Here is a 22,202-nt window from a genome sequence, read left to right as displayed (position 1 = left end):
CGAAGATGAGCCCGATTATGAGAGACATACATGGAGATTATCTTTCACAGGCAGGGATTGATTAGAAGCGGCATGAATTTGTGTCACCCATCCAGCCACGGTCTGAATGAGCAAGCCCTCTATGGTGCTTTTTTTTGAAGTATCTATCTCAAGAGCTAGGTCGTTATTAATCAGGATATAACAAAGCAGATGGCAGGCCGTGCGGCGAATAGTGTAATCGTTGTGTTCTAGAAGGTTTTTATTTTTAACTGAGTCAAAAATGTCGCCTAGCATTTCCTTATCTATTGCAGGTATAAACTTGATGAGACAGCCTAATGCAGCGAGACAAGTTGTCGGACATGAATCAACCAGCTTATTTTTTACTGTGGAGACAAGGGCCACCTGGGTTTCTTTATCCATTGAAGGGGCTAGGGCTGCGAAACAATCTAATGCCCCACTACAAATAATTTTATCTCGGTCATCCAGTTTGTTTTTCAGGACTTCAATAAGGTTTGCCAGTGTTTTTTTGTCTATTCTTGAAGCTAGTGCAGCGAAACAGTGACAGGCTGCAAGACGGACATCCGCTTTGGGAGCATTTAGTTTGTTTTGCAGAGGTTCGACAAGTTGCTCTAATATTTTTGCATCTATTCTTGGAATGGCCGCTTCTAAAAAATTTAATGCCTTCCCATGCTCAATAGAATTACTGTCATCCAGCATGTTTCTGGTAAGGTGAACAAGATGTTCCAGAGATTCTTTTTTTATTCTGGGAACAAGTTTTGTGAAACAGTAGAATGTCTCTTCGCGAACAGAGTGCTTCGGGTCATCTAATTTGTCTTTTATTGCCTCAATAAAGGCTTCTGGTACTTCTTTATCTATTGCATAGGCTAATTCTGCGAAATAATATAAAGATCCAATACGAACATTCTCGTTGGGGTCATTCAGCATTTTTTTTACTGTCTTGGTAATGGATTTCAACCTCTCTTTTTCCATACAAGGAACAAGTGCTTTCAAACAGCGTAGTGCAGCGCTACGAGCAAAATATTCCTTATCATGGAGTTTATTTTGTACTGAGTTAACAAGGTGTGCCAGCATCTCGTTATCCATTGCAGGAATATGATCTTTTAAAAAGTCTAATGCCCTTTTTCTAACTTTAGGATTGTTGTCATCCAATTTTTCTATCACTGAGCCTATAAAGTATTCCAGCATGTCCTTATCCATTGCAGGAACAAGTTCTGGTAAATAGCCTAATGTTCTAAATCTAACGTTCCAATCATTATCATGGAGTTTTCTTGTGATTGAGTCGAAAAGAGAACGTAGTCTTTCCTTGTTTATTTCAGGAGCAAATGCGGCTAAACATTTTGCTGCCGCGGTGTTGGCCTCACATGAAGGATCATCCAGTTTATTTTTCACCGGTTCAATAAGGGATTCCAGAGTTTTTTTATCTATTACCGGAGCGTATATAGCGAAAAAATGTAAGGCCTCATTGATAACGTCTCCCGCATATTCGCTCTGTAAATCCTTATCAGTGTAATTCAGTATGTTTTGTACTGAATCGACAAGGTCGCCCAACATGCCTTCTTCTATTTTAGAGGCTAAGGCTGTTAAATATTGTAATGCTGCCAGAAATGGCCCACGTCTGTTGTCATCCAGGTATTTTATCAATGAGTGGAAAAGGGGGGCTAACGTTTTTTTATCCAATTTGGATGCTAATGTAGATAGAATTTCGTTGATTGTGCCATTACCAAAACCATAGTTATAATCTAGTGAACCGTTTATTATGCAAACAAAAAGTTCAAGAGTTTTTTTATCCACTTTCTGGGCTAACATTACTAAGAGTGTTAATGCTTCCCAACGAACCTCCCTGCTGGGGGCAGTCAGTTTGATATGCAGTGCATTGACTAATGTTTTGAGTTCTTCTTTAGCCACTGCTTCAATCAGTGTTTCCCTAAAAAAAATCACATCCATTAAATCTTTAGGTAATAGGCTGACTATGTCTAATGAGGGCAGTGGTACTTTATTTAGTGCGGCGGTTAGCTTTATACCCTGCATGAGTTGCTTGATGCTCAAATTTGGGTTTTTCATTTGAACGGTGAGTTTTCTATCTAAATAACTTAAATGCTCGGGATCAATTTCCGTTAACTCATCTTCAGAGTTGAGGAGTATTGTTAATATCTTGACTTGAGCAGGATAAAATTCCATGCCTTCTTTGTTAAATAAAGCAAATTCTATTGATCTTTGCTGTCTTCTGGTTCGTCGCTTTGAGCCGTTATTCGCTAACCATGCAGCTAAGAAATCCTGTGGCGTATCTAAATGGGAATACAGGTAGGTTGATACTTCCATGGGTGCTTTTTTAAAAAATTTTGAAACATGTGACAAAGACTTAACCTCAGTTGAATTACACTAAGCGTGATGCTGGCGACAGACTATATACAAAGGATGATTATAATTAAACCTCTTCTTGTACAAAGTGTCTGAATTTCAGTTGACCGCTTATTAGATTCAACGCACCGAATAGATAGAATTGGCCTAAAATTCCAGGCGAAATGAAATTGAATATCTTGTGCAAGAAAAGGGGAACATCGAAAGCTGTAGAGAAATATATTCCTGTGATTGAAATTTATTACGACCATTATTCACACATAGGCGACACAATTATTCAAAATAAAATCTTTGTGCTTGTTTTTGATTCAGTTTGAATTATAATTGTTGTCCCCGCACCAATTTATGAATTACTGGAGTATTTAATGCGTAATTTAACTCAATTGCCTCTATTTAAAAACGCGGCTTCGATTTTAGAGGATCTTAAGCAATATAGAGATGCCCCTGCAATGCAGGAGGGGGCGAAGAAACTCGTGCAGGCATTAAATGCATCGGAGATGTCTTCTCCAGTTTTTTATCACTCATCTCTGCCTCAATACGCATTAATCGCATTTGAAAAGGAAGAAATCAATGAACCCCAATTTATTTCTATGTTACTAATTTGGGCCGCTTTAAAAGACTACCCTCAAAAGGAGCAAATCTCATTAAATGCATATAAATTAACGGATAAAGATGAAGTTGCGAAGCATAAATTAAAGAAATATCTAACAATTCAACACATAAGTAGTAACCCCTTTATGGGCAATAGCAGCAATGGAATAAAAGATAAGATGGATGATAATTCGGAGGAACAGTTGTTTCGATTAATACGTAATCAAGATATTCCGGAGTCAGAACGATGCTTTTATACCTTTACCGTTAAAGAGCCGGGCAAATTTTTTGGGATTTTTGAAGCGATAAAGCGAACTGGTTTTGATTTGCTGATGCCAAAAGAAATAAAATCGGGAGGATACGAGTTTATCATTCCTTCTATGACGATTATTCAATCGGTCCTGGATGTGCTCGTACAAAAACCGAAAAAACTGTATCCACAAATTGGTGACAATGATTTTGATGATGTTTATGAGATGCATCGGCAGAACGCACATCCATTTGGTTTAAGTTTTCCTGGTAAGTATGAGAAAGCAGAGGCGGATAATCTCATGGCAGGCTGCTTCGGATTTGCATTACACGATCTCTATCATGTTGTCCTCTTGTCTTTTACTTCCGAAGCGCATAAAGATATCTTTAATGCAATGATTGATCTGGGAAAAAAACTTCATGCTACTGCAGAGGCGCAAAAGAAAAGGAGCTATAGCGAAGCAGTTGGCTCTTTAATAGATAATGAATTTCGGCAATATGTTGCGGGGAGTACGCTAAGCCAGGCGTTCAGTAAACAACGAAAAAATCTTCTTCAAAGTAACGAGAATGCGGTGATTACTGCAATGATGAGTGTTTTAGTGAAGTCGGTACTCTATGAGAAAATTTTAGAGGGTTCAGATCCAGCAGCTGAGGCTGATTACTCCGAGAAAACTGAAGACTATATTCAAACTCTTGAAAAAATTAACCCCAAAAATACTGTTGAAGAAAAATCAGAGTTCTGCCGGGAGTTATTTGCTCAACTTTTTCAAACGTCTGGAATCTTAAATCAACAAGAGATCAAGTTAAATCGGCTAGTCGATATGTTATTCAACGAAGAGCGAATTATAAAAACTCTTGAATTCGATAAACTGCCGGCATTGGATTTTAGTGGTGTTTTTGCGGCATATAAACAGACCGTTAGCATAGTTCAACAACAAATGGTTCATTGCATGCGCGATCCTAAAAATCAAAAAGAAGGCTCTTGGTTGAAAAATTATTTTGTTATGGCTGAACAACTTCAAAAAGCCGTCCACAGCAACGATATCGAGCAAATTAAGAAGATCTTTTTAAACAAAGACTACCTTAACTATTATGTGTGTCTCGATAGAATTCATGGCATAGAACCATCGCTAATAGAGCAAGCAGCGCAAGTAGGTCATGTTGAGATGGTTCGTCTACTTCACTCTGCAGGTGCTTCATTAAATGCTTTGATGCTCATTAATGCTGCAAAAAACAAAGATATTAACATGATGAACTATCTTTTAGAGAATGGAGTCAATCCTAACGAGCTCGATGAACGAGGACTGTCCGCTATAGATTATTGTCTTGAGTCGGGGTACATCGAGGGCGTAAAATCAGTTTTAGCCTATACGAGTTTAGGACGACACCATTTAGAATATCTGAAATATAAAGGAGTTCAAATACACCCTGATTGCAACTTATTACTAGAGCGTTATGAGCAATTTAAGCAATCTCTTTATGATATATCTTTTTGTTTTAAAAATAATGAGAGATCGCAGCTTATTGATGAGCTTGTTAAATCAAATACCGATGGCTTCTCATACACCACCCAAAGAGAATATGACCGAGTTCCAAGTATAACACCTTCACGTACTCCTGAATTTTACAGTGCTCCCAACGAATTTATGTATATCACTATTTTATATTGTCTCGAAATTGAGCAGATTCAGTCATTAAACAAACATATCAAGATGAACGTTAATCAAATTGATAAAAATGGGTGTTCTCTACTCATTAATTTAATCGATAAAGCGCCTAAGAAAGATACTGAAATGGAAATTAAAATGTATCGAACGCTTATAGAGTTGGGAGCAAATGTAAATTATGTGAGTCCCAAGGGAGAATCAGCTCTTGGTCAAGCAATCATCAGTAATAAATTTTATCTGGTAGAGCCTTTAATCAAAGAGGGCGCAGAGTTTGATTTTGAAGCAGATGACCCTGATTATCTCAATTCGTTATTAAAATATTTGACAAACCATCCTGATGGCAGCAAACATTTTAATAATGCGTTTCGATTAATGTTAAAGAATGGATTGGAGCTCAACCAGAAGAGGCCTTTTGCGATTCAGAGGGGATTTTTCGATTTTAATCCAGAGATAAAAATTATGAGTCTATGGTCCCTCATGCGAGATAATCCCGTCCACAAAGTTAATATCGCTTTAAACTTTCGCATGCTCTGTATTGAGCACGGGGCTAATCCAAATGAGTTGAGTTTTGACGGCAATCTGGAATTGAATGTTGCTATTGCCAACGGATGGGATGACTATGTAGAACTTCTTCTTAAAAATAATGCTGACCCCAACAAAACAGATAGCCGCGGCCTCTCTCCATTGCATGCTGCAGAGAGAAAAGGAAATGAAAAAGTGATGGAGTTATTGAAGCAATACGGTGCTAAATCAACGCTTAATTGGCGAGGCAAAACATCGGAAGAAGTATTAAACGAAACTCAATCAGAGCAAAAAGTTTCAGCTTTTAGTATGTTTAAACCTGTGAATAATGGAAATCTGAAACAGCAGACTAACGTTCTATCCTTAATAAATTAAGCGATTGTATCCCATATTCATTACGGCCAATATGGGATACCCATTATTAATGGTTACTGGTACCAATAGGCCTCTAATTTGCTGTACTGTGATGTCCATTGCTATGCGCCTGACGCGCTTCAGAAACCTCCAAAAATGAAGCGTGCTTTTCGTAAAAATGCGATCTTCTCTTGCGAAGGGTAAAAATGATGACTACTGTGAGTTTTGAGGATTATGACGGGAAACCATTAATTGATTTAACACCAAATTTGAAATATTCGTATATGAATATATTAATTAAAGTGAAATACCATCCGTGGTTCATATTTAATGATAAATTCTAAAAGCTTCATTTACCAAAGGATTAAATAATAGAACATCCACTTCTTTTATCCTTATGATTGCTTTCTTCGGTCGCACTAAATTGAGATTGAGGCTGGATGTTGCTGAAAGCCAATACTTTTTCAATCTTTTTCATAGCATCAATCCCTCTAAATGTTACCCCATTAAATGTCAATAATAAGGATTGATCAATTATCTCAATAAAGCCTAATTTCTCGAATGAAGCCAAGTCATTATCAAAGGATTCTATTATAACTTGGTTGTTGTCGTTAATATGAAATTTATATAGCGAATTTGCAGATGAATTAGAGCAAGTATTTATTAAATTGAAGAGCCAAAGAAAATAGGCCTCCTCAGTCTTATAGTTAAGATTTCTCGGTGTATCATCTATCATGTCCATCTCCTTTTAGTTGTTTTATTTGAAATATGTAACTCATTGAAAAAAAAGAATAATAAACAAAAAACACTTATTTTCAAGTAAAAAATTGATATAGAAGCAAGAACCGATTGAAAAACAGCAAATCAGCAGGACTCATCTTTTTTTTGCGAGCAACAAATCAAAAATATGTTCCGAGCTCCTGAAGAAATTCAGTGACATTAGTAAGCATTAAATTTTCAGGACTTTTTCTGATAGAATCTCCTTCGTCATAGGGCATGAGAAAATTCTACTTTTGACATCAGTTATTTTTCGGGGGATTACCGGCAATTATAGAATCAAAATAGTCCTTTATGGGCAAAACAAGGCCTTTCTTTGGCGTTCATAGATTTCATGACTTACCTCTTCAATCCTTTTTGGTATGCAATGAATCATGTATTTTCCAGGTATACATATTGACGTTAAGTCGCTCATAAGGTGGAGAGGGGAACTCAAAATTTCTCTTGGTAATCAGTTCAACACAGCACGCAACAACGGATGAGTCATAGCGTTTTCCTGCGCCTTCTTGTAACTCATTTAGTGTTGCTTCAATTGAATTTTTAGGGCGGTATGGACGATGAGAGCTCATGGCTTCGAATACATCTGCGACAGTCACAATTTTCGTTTCAAAACGAATTTCATCAGACTTTAATCCATGTGGATAGCCGGAACCATCCAACCGTTCATGATGATGCAAAATAATGTCGGAAATTGTTTTGTTAAAGGCGACTCTTTTGGCGATATGATAACCTACTTCGGGATGGATTTTTATAAATCCATATTCCAATGGGGTAAGCTTTGCGGGGGAAACTAGAATCTCCATTGGGACACGGGTTTTACCTATATCATGGATTAATGCGCCTAAATAAATTTCATGTGTTTTTTGAGGGCTTAGGCCAAAACTTTTAGCTATTTCTTCGGCTAGTTTCGCGACACGAAACTGATGTCCTGCCGTAAATGGATCGCGTTGTTCTGTAATTGAGGCTAAGGACTCAATAGTTTTGTCTAAAATATCTTGCAGTTTGTGCTTAGCTTGCTGCAGAGATTGAGTCTTGATTTTCACTAATTCCGACAAATGCTCTCGGTGCATTATCAATTCTTTATTGTTTTTTTCCAGAGTATATTTTTGACATAAATTCTCCAAAATAACGGAGGTGGAAATTGTAAAGCTATTAACGATCGGATCAAATAAATTGAATTGGTTGAAATCGCTAATTTTTAAGATGATTAATCCATAAAAAATATCTTTTGCAAATAGGGAGTAAACTTGTATTTCCTTATCTTCAAGTGATTCGCAAAGTTGGAAAAAATCAGCCATGCTAAATGTTCCACTTTTCAAATCTATGGTTCCAATAAGCTTTGATTGCAACTCTTTATCGCTCCGATCCATATTTTTGATGAGACACACGTCACATTCTTTTACGCCAGGTATGCTGCGGATAATTTTTTCAAGATAAGGTTTAATTTGATCTATATTTGTAAAAATGAAGAGCGCGCTATGCGCAGCATAAAGTCTAAATAGAATTTGCTCATTATGTGTTAAGTGATTTTCACTATTCATTTTTTATATTATTCATAAGGTTATGCAAAAACTCTTCTGGTTTAATATATGCAGGATTTTTGACAATTTGTCCGTGCACAAACATGAGCGGGTGAACTTGCAGGACATCGTATATTAATCCGCCATCGAATTTATTCACATCATATTGACAAACAGCAGTAACAGGGTGTGTATTAAGGATTGTATTTATGAGGGCTTCATAAACTATTAACTGTTCTGAACCAGGAATATTTCTGCAAGACCATGTCATTTCTCCTGAAAGACGAGCCCCAGAAAACCCCGCGGCAATAGCCTGGTCATAATAATTTTTAAGACAAGAAAGCATTTGCTCCGGTACAAATTTTCCATCTGGACAATAAATTGAGACAGCAGGAGAAATTTCAACCTGCTTGGTTTGTGGTAATTCTACATCCAGTTCCGCGAGCCATGCTTTAACTTCGTCGGGGGTCATCGTATCTACGAAATATCCAATCTGTTCATTGTTGGCAATTCCTGATTCAATGTATTTAGATATGACTCTACGTTTCTCTGCTTCATCTCGATAAATCAGACACGCATGGGCGCCGTGTTTAAAATGCTTGTAACCAAATCCTAAAGAGATGTCTTCATCACTATTCATGGACATTCTAAAATCTCCCTATTACCTTATTAGAACTATATTAAAGTATAGCTCTACATTTTGGTTTTTTTGTATCTGGCGTTCACAAAACTAAGGTTATTTTTGACGTTTGATCGTTCAACGCTTGCAATGATATATTTTGAATCACTGTCCATTATCTTAAGTGAGTCAAGCGTTCACAAGTGGCCTACAAAAATGTCACCAAGATGATTAAAACTTGTTAAAAAAGCAATTATAAAATACAATTTCCATAAGTTATCAATCAAATTACAGTCATGGGAAAGAGAAAAAAACTGTCTTATATTGTTGAAGCAAGCGATCTAAAGGTTCGGTTTGTCGAGTTAAAAGAATCTATTGAGGCTATAACCGATCCTGGTGCATTTATACCGAGCTCTCTGTATAATTATTTGATCAAAAAAAACATCTATGAAAAGACCATACAAGATCTAAAGACACCAAATAATCAAGACTATTTTAAGAATGAAAAAATGAATAATTATGCCAAATTTAGTCTTGGTACTGATAAATTAACAGAATCTGCGTTTACGGAATACAACCATCGCTTAAGAGATTATTTTTTTGAGCTACCTCAAAAAATACAGGAACTGAAACAAGTTAAGCGGGATTTAAAAGCCTTGATCAAAGCAGCTGATAATCGTGCCCCATCTCTTTTTAAAACCGGGAATGTAAAAGAGTCTATTCGAGAAGTGATTGATTTAAATGAAATTAATCAATTATTGGCATTTGCTGAAGAAACACGAGATAACATGACAGCTCATCGCGATCTTTTTATATCTAAAGACAGTCAATATTATTTGTAAGCTTAAGCTGGGCTTTTATAGCCCAGCTTAAGTTCGCTGCGATTGAATCGAGTTTGTAACTTACATTCTCAATTATATCGAATTGCAGTGAATGAGCCCTTACCGAATACGCTACTCGCCATTTCCTCATCGCTCATATCTATATCTTCACTTGGCTTATCGACTTGTGCTTCAAATAGTCCTAGTCCGGTGGATTTGGTATTGCTGATATCTTGATTAATTTTGGCGGTTTGTGACTCAAATAATGCGAGCAATTTTCTTGAGTTGACATCATATGGGTTCTTATCGTTTTTAATATCATAATCAAATACTTTATTATTAGGATTAAGTTCAATAATTTTTTTGACTATGGCTATGGAATAATGATCAGGATCCGCACCATGTTTAATTAACGAACCAATTAGCCTTGAGTCACCGCCACGTAATAATAAATAGGCAATAGGATTAACCGAGCAATAAACCGGTATACCTGAATAGGTTTTAACGTAAAAGGTACTATTGAAATCAACATGATGCTTTTTTAATAGTGTTAGACTACTCAGTGTATTTGGGTGAGCATAACTTTGGTGAAGGGCTGCAAATATAGGAGACCAACCTTTCAATGTTGTAATGAATAATCCTAATTCCTTAGAGCCATACAACGTTTGTTTTAAACCATGCATATTTCCTGAAAGCAATGATTTTTGAAGCCTTTCATAATCTCTGGAACAACGTATATGGTCTTTTATGAGTTTTGCTGCTGCATGAAAATGATGAGATTGAGCAAAAAATAGAGGTGTTCTATTTTGGAAGCAAGCATGTAGCGTATTGGCCCCATTCTTAAGAAGACATTCAACAACAGCTACGGCCTCCAATGAATCACGGTTAGAATTCGACAATTGATTATTTATTGCGCGATGCAATGGTAGTTTTTTCATGTTGTGATCCGGTTTATCCGGATTGGCACCCATATCAATCAGTCTTTGGACTATTCCAACATCTTCACCGTACTCGCAAGCCACTCCAAGCATGGTATAGCCATTGTGATCAAACGCGTTAGCAGCCAAATTAACTAATTTAGCAGAATATTTTTCTGGCTGAAATGACATAAAGAGTTCTGGCCAGTTTTCCTTATTCTTGTAAGGAAAAAATGACATAATTTCACTTAGTTGTTCGAGTTGTTCCTTTGAAAGCTGCTCATGGCTGTCGATGTAATTTTTTGAATTATTGAAATAATAACGTTTCATGATAAGTCCCTGTTCTTGTTTTTATTAATTTGTGGCCATTATATACATAATGTCATAATTTTTGAATTTAAAAAGGACAAGGAGCATTAGATATTTTGAAAATGCTAGAGCATAACCTGAATCTTAGGAAGGGCATATCCACTCAGCTTAGTTGCTGGTTTACCCATCGAACTATATCTTGTACTCCCATGACCCCTGAATGTCTGGCGACTTCCTTTCCATGAACAATTAGCATCAGAGTTGGGATGCTTTGAATGGTATAATGGGAAGCTAAAGCGTGTTCGGTCTCAGTATTTACTTTGACTAATCGCACTTTAGGCTCGAGGAGACCTGCTGCAGATTCGAAATAGGGAGCCATCATTTTGCAAGGCCCACACCATTGCGCCCAGAAATCGACCAATACAGGGATGTCATTACGATTGATGTGCTGTTCAAAAAGCTTTTGGTTCAATTGGATTGGTTTTCCATCAAAAAGCTCCTTCTTGCATTTTCCACAATTGGGATGTTGATTCAAGCGTGATTCGGGCAGTCTATTGATGGTATGGCAGTGGGGGCAAACGATATGCATTGGGTCATTCATAATCTTAGTTCTCACATAGTTACTTATTTGATACTAACAGGACTTACGAAAACCCCCAATCCCTTCGTTAAAAAATGTTTTTAATTCGGTCATTTAGTCTATCTAAACTTTCTCATTAAAAACATTTTTTGCCTCGACCTTGGAGTTTTTAGAAGTCCTGACTAATACTCTTTTTGTAAGCAAGAGTATTAGTGTCGTTCACATCTTGCTCAAAGCCTGCGAGTATTATGTCAAATCAAAACGATCTGCGTTCATAACCTTCACCCAGGCAGCAACAAAATCCTGCAGGAATTTTTCTTGGTTATCATCCTGAGCATATACCTCGGCATAGGCGCGAAGAATCGAATTGGAGCCGAAAACAAGATCTACTCGGGTAGCTGTCCACTTAAGATTACCTGTTTTTCGGTCACGAATTTCATACAAATTACTACCTATTGGATTCCATGTATTTGCCATGTCAGTAAGATTGACGAAAAAGTCATTGGTCAGAACCCCTTCATGATTTGTAAAAACACCATGTTTGGTACCGCCGTAATTTGTGCCTAACATTCGCATGCCTCCAACGAGGACTGTCATCTCTGGAGCTGTGAGTCCCATCAGCTGCGTGCGTTCGAGCATGAGCTCTTCTGCACTGACAGCGTAGTCTTTCTTAAGCCAGTTCCGATAACCATCATAAAGAGGCTCTAACACATCAAAGGAGGCTACATCAGTCATCTCATCCGTTGCATCACCACGTCCAGGAGCAAAGGGAACCGTAATATCAAAACCGGCCGCTTTAGCCGCTTTTTCAATACCAACATTACCGGCAAGTACAATCACATCAGCCACACTAACGCCTGATTCCGTGGCAATCTTTTCAAGAACGTTTAGTACTTTTCCTAGTCGTTGCGGCTCATTGCCTTCCCAGTCTTTTTGTGGCATCAATCGGATGCGAGCTCCATTTGCTCCACCGCGCCTATCTGAACCACGGAAGGTTCGCGCACTATCCCATGCAGTTGTAACCATTTCACTGATACTGAGGGTGCTAGCAGCTATTTTCTTTTTGACCGCATCTACATCATAATCTTTATTACCTAGAGGCACGGGATCTTGCCAAATCAAATCTTCTGTTGGAACATCAGGGCCAATGTAGCGTGATTTGGGACCCATATCGCGATGAGTGAGTTTGAACCAGGCTCGAGCAAAGACTTCGGAAAAATAATCAGGATCTTTGTAAAAACGCTCAGCAATCTTACGATATATAGGATCCATTTTCATGGCCATGTCCGCATCGGTCATGATTGGATTGTAACGAATGGAAGGGTCTTCAACATCGACAGGTTTATCTTCTTCCTTGATATTAATTGGCTCCCATTGGTGGGCACCTGCCGGGCTTTTCTTCTGTTCCCACTCATAATTAAGAAGCAAATGAAAATATCCGTTATCCCATTTCGTTGGGTGTGTTGTCCAGGCACCCTCAATACCGCTTGAAACTGTATCACGACCAATGCCTCTAGTGGTTTTGTTAATCCAACCAAGACCTTGATCCTCAATATGTGCTGCCTCAGGTGCAGGTCCCAAAAGCTTTGCATCACCATTACCATGACACTTGCCAACGGTATGACCTCCAGCGGTAAGGGCGACAGTTTCTTCGTCATTCATTGCCATACGTCCGAAGGTCACGCGCACATCCTGGGCTGTTCGAAGAGGGTCAGGATGTCCATCTACCCCTTCCGGATTCACATAAATTAATCCCATTTGTACTGCTGCTAGCGGGTTTTCCAGAGATTCACGGTTTTTGTCCTTATAACGTGCAGCACCTAACCACTCCTTTTCAGAGCCCCAGTAAACGTCTTTTTCTGGATGCCAAATATCTTCACGGCCAAAGCCAAAACCAAACGTTTTAAGTCCCATGGACTCATAAGCGATAGTACCTGCTAAAGCGATCAAATCAGCCCAACTAAGTTTGTTGCCATACTTTTTCTTGATAGGCCATAACAACCGGCGTGCCTTATCCAAATTTACATTGTCAGGCCAAGAATTTAAAGGTGCAAACCTCTGGTTACCTGTTCCTGCACCGCCACGACCATCAGCCACACGATATGAACCAGCTGCATGCCAGGACATCCGAATCATCAAACCACCATAATGTCCCCAATCCGCAGGCCACCATTCTTGACTGTCAGTCATCAAAATATGCAAATCTTTCTTTAATCCCGCAAAATCGAGCTTCTTGACCTCTTCACGGTAATTGAACTTCAATCCCATTGGATTCGTTTTGGTATCATGCTGATGCAATATATCGAGGTTCAAGGTATTGGGCCACCAGTCCGTATTCGATCTGTTGGAAGAAGTAATACCACCATGCATTACCGGACATTTACCCGTTGTATTCATATTGTTCCCATCCATAACCATCTTCCTCAATACCTTGTTAATTAAAATTTTAACTATAGTCCAAGAGAATAGTCTAAGCAATCAAAGCGGCGCTTATTCAATATCTATATAAAAATTAATAAAGTACATCGAAATGCCAATAGATAATTTATTTAAGAAAGCAGAGCAATGATCCTCTGCTTGCTGAAAATGCTTATTAATGCAACCTAGGTCTTAGGAAGGACATGGAACCAGGCCATGCTTTATCTGTTTTAAACCTTGAGCTACTTTTTCTTTACTCAACGCATAACAAAAACGTAATACATGTTTTCCTTTTTCGGCATTTAAATAAAAAGAACGTCCAGGAACCACGGCAACTTTGGCCTGTTCAAGCAACATGCGTGTCATGGTGGCATCATCTTTAATACCCATACGTGAAAAATCAGCCATAATATAGTATGCCCCCTGAGGAACGGTCACTTCAAAGCCAATATCACGTAACTCACGAACAGTATGATCACGTTTTTCCAAATAGGTTTGACACATTGTTTGATAATAATTTTCTGGTAATTTGAACGCATCGATTGCCGCATGTTGTAACGGTGTCGCAGGACACACATACAATAAATCTTGAACCAAGGCCATTTTTGCAATTACATGTGCCGGACCACTAGCATAACCTAAACGCCATCCCGTCATATTATATGTTTTTGAACATCCTGAAATCGTAATCGTGCGCTCTTTAAAGTTTTTTAAACGAGCAAACGACACATGTTTATAACCAGGATAAGTAATGTATTCATAAATTTCATCAGTGATCACTGCTAGATTATATTGTTCTGCAATTTCGCCAATCGCTAATAATTCGTGCTCAGAAAAAACTTTTCCACAAGGATTACATGGTGTGCATAGGACAATCGCGCGAGTTTTAGGAGTAATCACTTGTTCAAGATCTTCGATTTGAATGCTCAAATCATGTAAATTAATAGGCACCGCTTTAACATTAACCTGATACAGCTCCAAAATATTTTTGTGATAGCCATAAAAGGGTTCAAACAAAATAACTTCATCGCCTGGATTAAATAAAGACATCGTCGCACAAATAAATGCGCCCGTAGAACCGTGGGTCACCAGAATCTCTGTTTCAGCGTGAACGGGGATTTTATTAAACGTTTGAATTTTATTGGCAATAGCATGACGTAAATTGAATACTCCTTCACAAGCAGAGTACACATTTTTTTCCTGTTCAATTGCACGTATAGCCGCTTGTTTGATTACCTCAGGGGTAGGCAAATCACAAATACCCTGGCCTAAATTAATGCCGCCAATTTTTTCACACTCCGTGCTCGCCGCACGAATACCTGATTGACGCAAGGTTTCACTCATTTGACTCGTTTTCAGCATGTTGTTAGTTCCTTTTTGATTCTTCGTCCTGCAGAAAAGAGGAAAATTTTTCCCTCATTCACCACCTAACAGCGTTGTAACTTCTCACTACACTCATCCAAGAATAGGAGTGTAATGGAAGGAAAGGATATCATTTAAAATTTCTACACCCAAGAAGCAAATACACCCCTCATAGTGACTGGCACTTATAGATGCAAATAGTAGATTTAATTTTAATCAGGACTTACGGAAAACCCCAATTTCTTCGTTAAAAAATGCTTTTAATTTGGTCATTTAGTATCTCTAAACTTTCTCATTAAAAACATTTTTTGCCTCGACCTTGGGGCATAAGTCCTGTTTAATGTGGTTTGGGATTAAAAGATCGGTAGTTCTTTGGGCACCAACCGCTCTTTTTCTCCAGTGGCATTGTTAAAAAACCGATATAAGTGGTCCGTTCCTGGCGGACTTGCTCTATTTGATTCTTGATGCCAAAGGTTTTTATTAATTTAATCATAATGATCAACTGAATATACATAAAAATCATAGGGTATTTATTTCACTCCAGGATCTTATGCAAACGTGCATAAAGTCACTTTAATAATTAGTGCTGCTGCACATCGTGTAAATACAGTGGTTGAAATAAGCTTGAATACTATATTATCTAGAAAAATCCCCGAATCATTGATAGGAAATCCACATGCGCCACTTATTGATTACAATGTTTATTTTTCTGTTGTCTCACACCGCATATTGTGCACCCGTCTTCGAAATTATTCCTCTTGGAGTCTATGGGGGTTTAAACGATGGAAATTTATCAGCCTATTTATTAAAGGCCATTGAGAGCGAAAATTATGTGGCTCTTGATGGGGGAACTTTGGTGCATGGGCTTAAAGTTGCAGTCGATAGACAGTCAGTGCGTACTAAAAATGTAGAGGATTTACTGCAAAAACATATTCCAGCGTACCTCATTTCTCACGCACATCTTGATCATCTTATGGGTCTTGTGATCGCACAACCTGAATTGCGCGAACAGCAAACCATTTTGGCACGCGAAGAAACAATGCAGGCATTACAAAACAATGTTTTTAACTGGTCTGTTTGGGGGAATTTTGGCGATAAAGGAGCAATTCCGCACTTGAATTATCAGCATTATCAAACCCTGCCATTATTGGAGTGGGTTGCTGTTCCTAATATGGATCTGCACGTCAAAGTATTCCCTTTGAGTCATGGTGGAATGGCATCAAGCGCTTTTTTAATCCGCTATAAGACTGAATATATCTTATATTTTGGTGATACAGGGTCCGATCGCATTGAAAAATCGACAAACATGGAGCGTCTTTGGAACGAGATCGCGCCACTCATAAGAAATAAGCAGCTTCATGCCATCATGCTGGAGTGCTCATTTTTAAACTCACAACCAGATAACAAATTATTTGGCCATTTAAAACCCAACTTATTTATGGCTGAATTGCGACAATTGGCATCGATTGTTGACCCTTTAGATTTGAGAAACTCACTACGAGGATTACCCGTTGTGGTTACTCACATCAAACCCAAATTAGCGGATTTTTCAAATTCTAAAGACGATGTAAGAAGACAGGTTATAAACGAATTGTCCCAGGAAAATGATATTGGCGTAGAATTAATTAAACCTGAGCAAGGTATACTGTTAACTTTATAATAGATACAACTTCGCGACAGTAAATGTAGGCTGGGCTGATAAGCACAGCAAAACAATCTAGAGTAAATAGGTTGAGGTATTTGACTTGAGGTATCACCTTTTTTTAAATACAAGAGTTTTTAATAATCCGAGTCATTGCCGCGCAGGCGGAATCCATTTCACAAACAAAGTAATGAACTAACTTGATGGATAGATTCCCGCCTGCGCGGGAATGACACAATATAAACAATTTGCCTGTTAGGAATTCGAAAACCTGTTAAAAAAAGGGATGATACCTCTGGTCATTTGGCCTAATACAAAACTCAAATTCACTACCTATTGTTGTATCATATGAACCTTAAGTTCCGATAAAGAGAAACGATCCGATCAATCGAAATGAGTCGATTATTAAACAGGCTCCACAAGTGTTAATTGATAATTACTATCCAATTCATCCAGCGCACTCTTTATACACTGTTGGCTTGGAGACAGTCCGTTTTGATCGCTTAGAAAACCAAGCATCTTCATAGAATGTGAATAGAGTAGATTCATAATATTCTGATGTTTGAAGACTGGGTGCATTAAAGCTCGTTGTAAATAATCGGCCTTCGATTCATTGTCCCAATCATCTCTGTTCATAACAGTTTCTCTGATTTGCTGAGCAGCGATTAAGTTAATGACCTCTAGTTGCTCACTACTATATGTATTCATTAAACGATCAAGCTCATTAGTTAAATTACTCACTAACTCAATAAAAGCTGGTGTAGGTTGGGCTAATGACATTGGCGATAAATCCAGGAATTTGGCGCCGGTTAGTTTGGTATTCTTCAAATGAACATTTGTTAAATTCGCGCCACTAAGTATTGCACCACTTAAATCAGCACCACTTAAATCAGCATGAGATAGATTAATTCCTCTCATATCAGCGTATTTTAAGTTGGCATATTTTAAATGGGCGCCACCTGCATTAGCATCAACTAATCGTGAGTATTCCATGTTCACATTCCTGCCTTCCAACCAAACATGAGTAAGTGTTGCCTGCTGGAGATTGGCTCTTGAAAAATTAATATGATTTCCTTCTGGGAAGCTTTCATTAACCTTAGAAAAAGAGGTCTGATCCAGATTAGTTCTATTAAGTCGGGCATGACTAAAATCAATTTCGCTATTAGGAATACAATATACATTACTAAGAATTGCGTCATCCAAAACAGCATGATTAAAGCTTATGCGACCAGACAGCATGGCTTTTTGCATACGCGTGCCGATTAGCGAGCCACGAGTTAAATCAACATTATTTATATTTGAACTCGATAAATCACTTCCATTAATAAGTGAGTCTGAAAGAGTTACATTGTTCAACATAGAGTGCGGTAGTTGACTATTCGATAATTGTGATGCGATTAAGCTGGCATTCAGTATGTTTGTTCTTGCTAAATACAACCCATTCCATTGCGCTCTTGCCAAACTTAAATTAGTGATGTTGATTAGAGGTCCGTCCATATAATCAACTGGAAGTAACGCATAGGGTGCTGCATTATGTTGAGCTAATTGACTGCGCGTCTCTTGGTTCAAAAGACGACTCAATTCAACAGAAAGGTCGTTGTCTGCGTTCGATTTCAATAAGTAAACTTTCGCCATTGAGTATTTAAGCAATAAGTATTGATATCTATCTTTTGGTTGGCTATCCTCTCGCAGGCCAGGATGTAGTGTGATAGCTTGGGAGATGGTGTTTAAAGGCCTTTCTGGAAGTGTCATGATATCTTGTGCAGTAGCAAATGCTGTATAAAACAAAAACTCATCCAAACTAAGCGTAGTTTCTTGAGCTTTTATGGTTAATTTATCGATTATTCCCACTTTATAAAACAAAGCTGAAATTGCTACCAAACTTTTAGATGGACTAAAAAAAGGTTTAAGTGTATTAATCGGTACGTTAATGATTTCACTCGAAATTGCAGGTATATTATACCCTATAAGTTCAATCAATTTATTGAGTGCTATATTGAGACCAATCTTTTGCTGTGGAGCGGTCTGGCTATATTGAGTAAGTAATAAATACAATGTGGAGAGTCTTTGCAGGGGATTCGAAATTCTATTTTCAATAATATTCAATATAAACGCGCTAACTCCTTTTTGCCTACGCACGAACTCCAAACACCAATCATTAAATTCAAGGACCGATTCGATCTCGATTAATCTATTTTTTAGTTCCCATTTTATTTCATCAGGAATAGGTCCATCAGGCCCTACAATTGCATTTAGCATTTTATTAATTTCTTCAATTGATTCACATTGAGAAACTATTTCTTCAAGAAGTGGTTGTGGAAGAGAATGTGTCATATTAGTATTATCCAGATCAAAATGAGTCTTAATTGTACTTCTCGATGTCGATTTATTCAATGTATTTGATAAAAATCCAATCTTCTAGGCGCATAGGTCATAAGGTAGCATAAGAATAAGGCAGCTTTGGCAATCTTATGGAGCGGATTTTTAGGTTGAGTGAATCTGCTTAATGATATTTGGCAGCTGGTTTTTGAGCCAAAATGTACTCAAGAGACAGCTGCCAGCATTTAAGATAGGCGTTAATTAGTTTGATAACGGCGAAAATTCAAATGAAACAGTATTTTCAGAACTTGCCCTTTGCTTACTTTGTGATTCAGGTTTCCAGAACATATCTTTAGAAGATGCAGACAGAATTTGGTGTTTATTTATTGTTTTATCGTCTTCATTAATAAGCAACTCAATTAATTTATCATTTGGACTCGCTTGTGGACGGCGCAAAGCAGCATATTTGGCGGATAATCTAACTTGTTCATTTAAAGGCTTAATCTGAGTAAGATAGTAATTTAGTTGCTCTTCAAGATTGCATTCATTTTTATCGAATGATTTTAAATAATTACTTAGACACAGGTCTGAATCTAGTTCAAGAAACACTTTGATATCAAAATTAGAACGTAATTTTCCATCTAGAAAAATATCAGCCCCAAAAATAATGATATCGCCCGGCGCACTTTTAATCGCAGATAATAATAAATCGATCGACTTATAAGTAGAACTATCAATCAATAGAGTATTTTCTGTATTTAATAGAGAATGACATTGTTCACTGAACGCCTTAAAATCACTACCTATAGGTCCACAAACAGCCAATATTGTCATCGCAATCACCACCGTGAATAAAAAAGCGGCAATTATACTTCTTTGTTAACTGATTTGAAATATTGAGTCACATTGTAATCAGATTTGGAATGAACATTTCATGGGATATAACACGTCAAGATTGGCCGCAGGTAGCACAACAAACTAAATCCGATCTTATTGAGATTGAACATCACTTTAATATTTTATATGATTTTTTTATCTATAAGGTCGAAACCCACTTTTTGAATCATCCTTTGAGCGTTTTGATTGGAGACTGTAGTATCAATATAAAAACGTTTAAATCCTTTTTTATAAAGTAGAAAAATTGTGTGCTTTAATGCTGCAGGAGCTAGTCCCTGGCCTCGATTTGCTGGAGAAGTCCATAATGTTCCCAATGCAATACTATTTAATTCGATAGCATAGTATTTGCAAAATCCAATATTTGCCCATCCAGATTGTATAATTGTTTTACCTAACTTCACCCCAAAAAGTATGCGTCGGCCAGAAAGTATTTTTAAGCACGTTTTAAGTACTTCAAAAAAGTTTAAGTTTAGTAGTAATGTCATGAAATGATTAAAAATTTCGCTGACTCCAGATATGAAAAAGAAATCTCCTTGATGAATCGAAATGTCAGATGGCATCTCAGTTAAATCCAGACGATAAATCAACATAGTGTCGGTAGAGTTTAATTTCCATAGTACTTTATGTGGTTTAAACAGAAATTTTCGCTTAAAACGCCTCATTGATTTCGATGCGCCAAAATAGTTGCCATAACTGTAATATCTAACATTTGGATAGGACCTCAGGATTTCTCTGGCTATATCGATGATAAGCATTGGCACAGGTCCATCTTTTTGAAATAAAAAATGGCCATAAATCTCTGTGATTTGACAAAGTTCCCCGGCAACAAAACACGACGCATATGCAATTAATTTTCTTTCCTTAAAGATGCCGAAGTAAGGATAATCATGGTATTCAGTAGATGAAGGTGGATTATTGTGAGATCTTACTGAACCTTCGATTATATATTGTGGAAGTAATCCTTGCCTTATAGGTGTTGATAACCAAATTTCTCTAACGTCTTCTAAATGCTCGTTAAAATTAATTTTTTGCATAGAATATCCAAATTTATTCGCTTTTTTGTAGTTTCGACGAGCAGATCCTTCAAGTTGCATAAAATAATCGTTGAATGTTTTAGGTAATTTGCAAAGGGCTACACCATATTTATTTCTTTTAATAAAAAAGAAAGCTTTATGTTGCTTCAGTGTCTCTTGATAGTAGTTTTTAACTATTTTTGCAAAAAATGGGTCATTTTCGATTGTTTTTTCGCACATTAAGTTAATGGTAATTTTAGGTAAACGAAAAATTTCAATAAGGTCATTCAGTTGCATTAATGCTATTCCTTATTAGCTATGTTAGAGGTCCATGCTGTAAGTGTAGCAGAAACAATTTGTTTGAATGCGGCATTCGTATACTCGTATCGGTTTGATTCAATTATAAGGTTGCTGAAAGCGTATTACCTTGATCTGAAATGCTCTCAAATAGTTGTTCAAATTGCTCCGGATCTAAAAATTCTCTTTGAGCATTTTGTAACATACCAGATTCCGAAACAAATAACTTACCTGCGGTAAATAGTTTTAATCCTTTCTCACTGAATAGTTTGTGGTAGTAGGAAGGGTGAATATGAACCAATTGACCCATTGATTGGATGTGGTTATCTTCAAATAGCTTGAATCCTAGAGGGGATATGATTAACTTAAGAGAGTCTTCGCTAAAATAGATGATTGAAAACCAACCTGAAATATAATTTTTTCTCATCATTTTTAGACCAAGCGGTGATACCAGTAGGTTAACTAATGGTTCGAGCGTTGGGTTAAAACCTAGTTTTGTATCTATTTCGAATGCATTTGACGAATCTAATTTCCCATTTTTAACTAATTCAATAAGCTTAGAGTTTTTTAACCGAGAAAGAGCTGATTCCATGCTAAAAAATGTGTTACTGCCTATGGGGATAAATCGGGAGTACGCTAGTATTTTTTTCGCTATTGTCTCTGGAGGAAGATACATAATCCCTTGCATATGGCATTGCACTACATCAAGACTGGTTAATTTTCTACCCTCCATTTTAGCTTGATTTATACGTTCAGCAAATTCATCATTTTTTGAACTGTAAGCGCCATATTCTAATACTTCTTCGAATGAAATCGAAGTTAAACCTTTTTTTTGTGCCACGGCTTGTGCATCTTTTTTCAACGTTTCATAGAACGTATTTGCTTCAATTTCCCGTTTAAGAACTATTTGTGTATTCCGGAGCGAAATGATCACCAATTCCGGCCGCATTTGATCGCAGATTCCGGAAAC

15 protein-coding genes are annotated in these 22,202 nt (G+C 37.4%); 3 read left to right on the top strand and 12 right to left on the bottom strand.

Translation table 11 applies throughout. The annotated features are described in order from the left end of the window. Nucleotides 1-15: 15 nt before the first annotated feature. Nucleotides 16-2,319: a sister chromatid cohesion protein PDS5 gene (locus DGG96_RS18840; RefSeq protein ID WP_126955781.1), complete on the bottom strand. Its 2,304-nt coding sequence runs from the start codon at nt 2,317-2,319 to the stop codon at nt 16-18. A gap of 404 nt (nt 2,320-2,723) precedes the next feature. Here DGG96_RS18840 and DGG96_RS18835 point away from each other — a divergent pair, with 404 nt between their 5' ends. Next, a complete protein-coding gene (locus DGG96_RS18835; protein ID WP_110144028.1) occupies nt 2,724-5,762 on the top strand; it encodes an ankyrin repeat domain-containing protein in 3,039 nt (1,012 codons plus the stop codon). 343 nt (nt 5,763-6,105) lie between these two features. Here DGG96_RS18835 and DGG96_RS18830 read toward each other — a convergent pair whose 3' ends face one another. The 3 genes from DGG96_RS18830 to DGG96_RS18820 all read right to left on the bottom strand — a co-directional run bounded on the left by DGG96_RS18830 (nt 6,106) and on the right by DGG96_RS18820 (nt 8,684). Next, entirely contained in the window at nt 6,106-6,477 is a 372-nt protein-coding gene (locus DGG96_RS18830; protein WP_110144027.1) for a hypothetical protein, read from the bottom strand. A gap of 388 nt (nt 6,478-6,865) precedes the next feature. Beyond that, nucleotides 6,866-8,059: an HD-GYP domain-containing protein gene (locus DGG96_RS18825; protein WP_110144026.1), complete on the bottom strand. Its 1,194-nt coding sequence runs from the start codon at nt 8,057-8,059 to the stop codon at nt 6,866-6,868. After that, entirely contained in the window at nt 8,052-8,684 is a 633-nt protein-coding gene (locus DGG96_RS18820; protein ID WP_110144025.1) for an MEDS domain-containing protein, read from the bottom strand. Before DGG96_RS18820 ends, DGG96_RS18825 begins: the two co-directional genes overlap by 8 nt. A gap of 269 nt (nt 8,685-8,953) precedes the next feature. On the opposite strand from DGG96_RS18820, the gene DGG96_RS18815 reads away from it, so the two are divergent. Then, on the top strand, nt 8,954-9,499 hold the full coding sequence (locus DGG96_RS18815; protein ID WP_110144024.1) for a hypothetical protein: 546 nt from the start codon (nt 8,954-8,956) through the stop codon (nt 9,497-9,499). 68 nt (nt 9,500-9,567) lie between these two features. Here DGG96_RS18815 and DGG96_RS18810 read toward each other — a convergent pair whose 3' ends face one another. The 4 genes from DGG96_RS18810 to DGG96_RS18790 form a co-directional block, all read right to left on the bottom strand. Further along, complete coding sequence (locus DGG96_RS18810; RefSeq protein ID WP_110144023.1) at nt 9,568-10,725, bottom strand: ankyrin repeat domain-containing protein; 1,158 nt, start codon at nt 10,723-10,725, stop codon at nt 9,568-9,570. A gap of 142 nt (nt 10,726-10,867) precedes the next feature. Continuing rightward, nucleotides 10,868-11,305: a thioredoxin TrxC gene (trxC, locus tag DGG96_RS18805; RefSeq protein ID WP_110144022.1), complete on the bottom strand. Its 438-nt coding sequence runs from the start codon at nt 11,303-11,305 to the stop codon at nt 10,868-10,870. 225 nt (nt 11,306-11,530) lie between these two features. Next, a complete protein-coding gene (gene katG, locus DGG96_RS18795; protein WP_165831648.1) occupies nt 11,531-13,696 on the bottom strand; it encodes a catalase/peroxidase HPI in 2,166 nt (721 codons plus the stop codon). A gap of 198 nt (nt 13,697-13,894) precedes the next feature. Next, nucleotides 13,895-15,064, bottom strand: coding sequence for a pyridoxal phosphate-dependent aminotransferase (locus DGG96_RS18790; RefSeq protein WP_110144021.1), 1,170 nt, complete (start codon nt 15,062-15,064; stop codon nt 13,895-13,897). A gap of 676 nt (nt 15,065-15,740) precedes the next feature. Here DGG96_RS18790 and DGG96_RS18785 point away from each other — a divergent pair. Next, nucleotides 15,741-16,724, top strand: a complete 984-nt coding sequence (locus tag DGG96_RS18785; protein ID WP_110144020.1) for an MBL fold metallo-hydrolase — start codon at nt 15,741-15,743, stop codon at nt 16,722-16,724. A gap of 387 nt (nt 16,725-17,111) precedes the next feature. Here the strand turns inward: DGG96_RS18785 and DGG96_RS21085 are convergent, their stop codons facing one another. From DGG96_RS21085 to DGG96_RS18765, 4 genes are all read right to left on the bottom strand, one after another. After that, nucleotides 17,112-19,040 carry a pentapeptide repeat-containing protein gene (locus DGG96_RS21085; RefSeq protein WP_199739268.1) on the bottom strand — a complete coding sequence of 643 codons (1,929 nt, stop codon included), beginning with the start codon at nt 19,038-19,040 and terminating at the stop codon, nt 17,112-17,114. 246 nt (nt 19,041-19,286) lie between these two features. Then, complete coding sequence (locus DGG96_RS18775) at nt 19,287-19,859, bottom strand: nucleoside/nucleotide kinase family protein (RefSeq protein WP_110144019.1); 573 nt, start codon at nt 19,857-19,859, stop codon at nt 19,287-19,289. Between the two features lie 185 nt (nt 19,860-20,044). Continuing rightward, nucleotides 20,045-21,232 carry a GNAT family N-acetyltransferase gene (locus DGG96_RS18770; RefSeq protein ID WP_110144018.1) on the bottom strand — a complete coding sequence of 396 codons (1,188 nt, stop codon included), beginning with the start codon at nt 21,230-21,232 and terminating at the stop codon, nt 20,045-20,047. 103 nt (nt 21,233-21,335) lie between these two features. Continuing rightward, nucleotides 21,336-22,202, bottom strand: an 867-nt coding sequence (locus tag DGG96_RS18765) for a hypothetical protein (protein ID WP_205872627.1), incomplete at its 5' end; no start/stop codon positions are given.

The organism is Legionella qingyii, from assembly GCF_003184185.1.
This window is presented reverse-complemented; position numbering and strand designations above follow the sequence as displayed.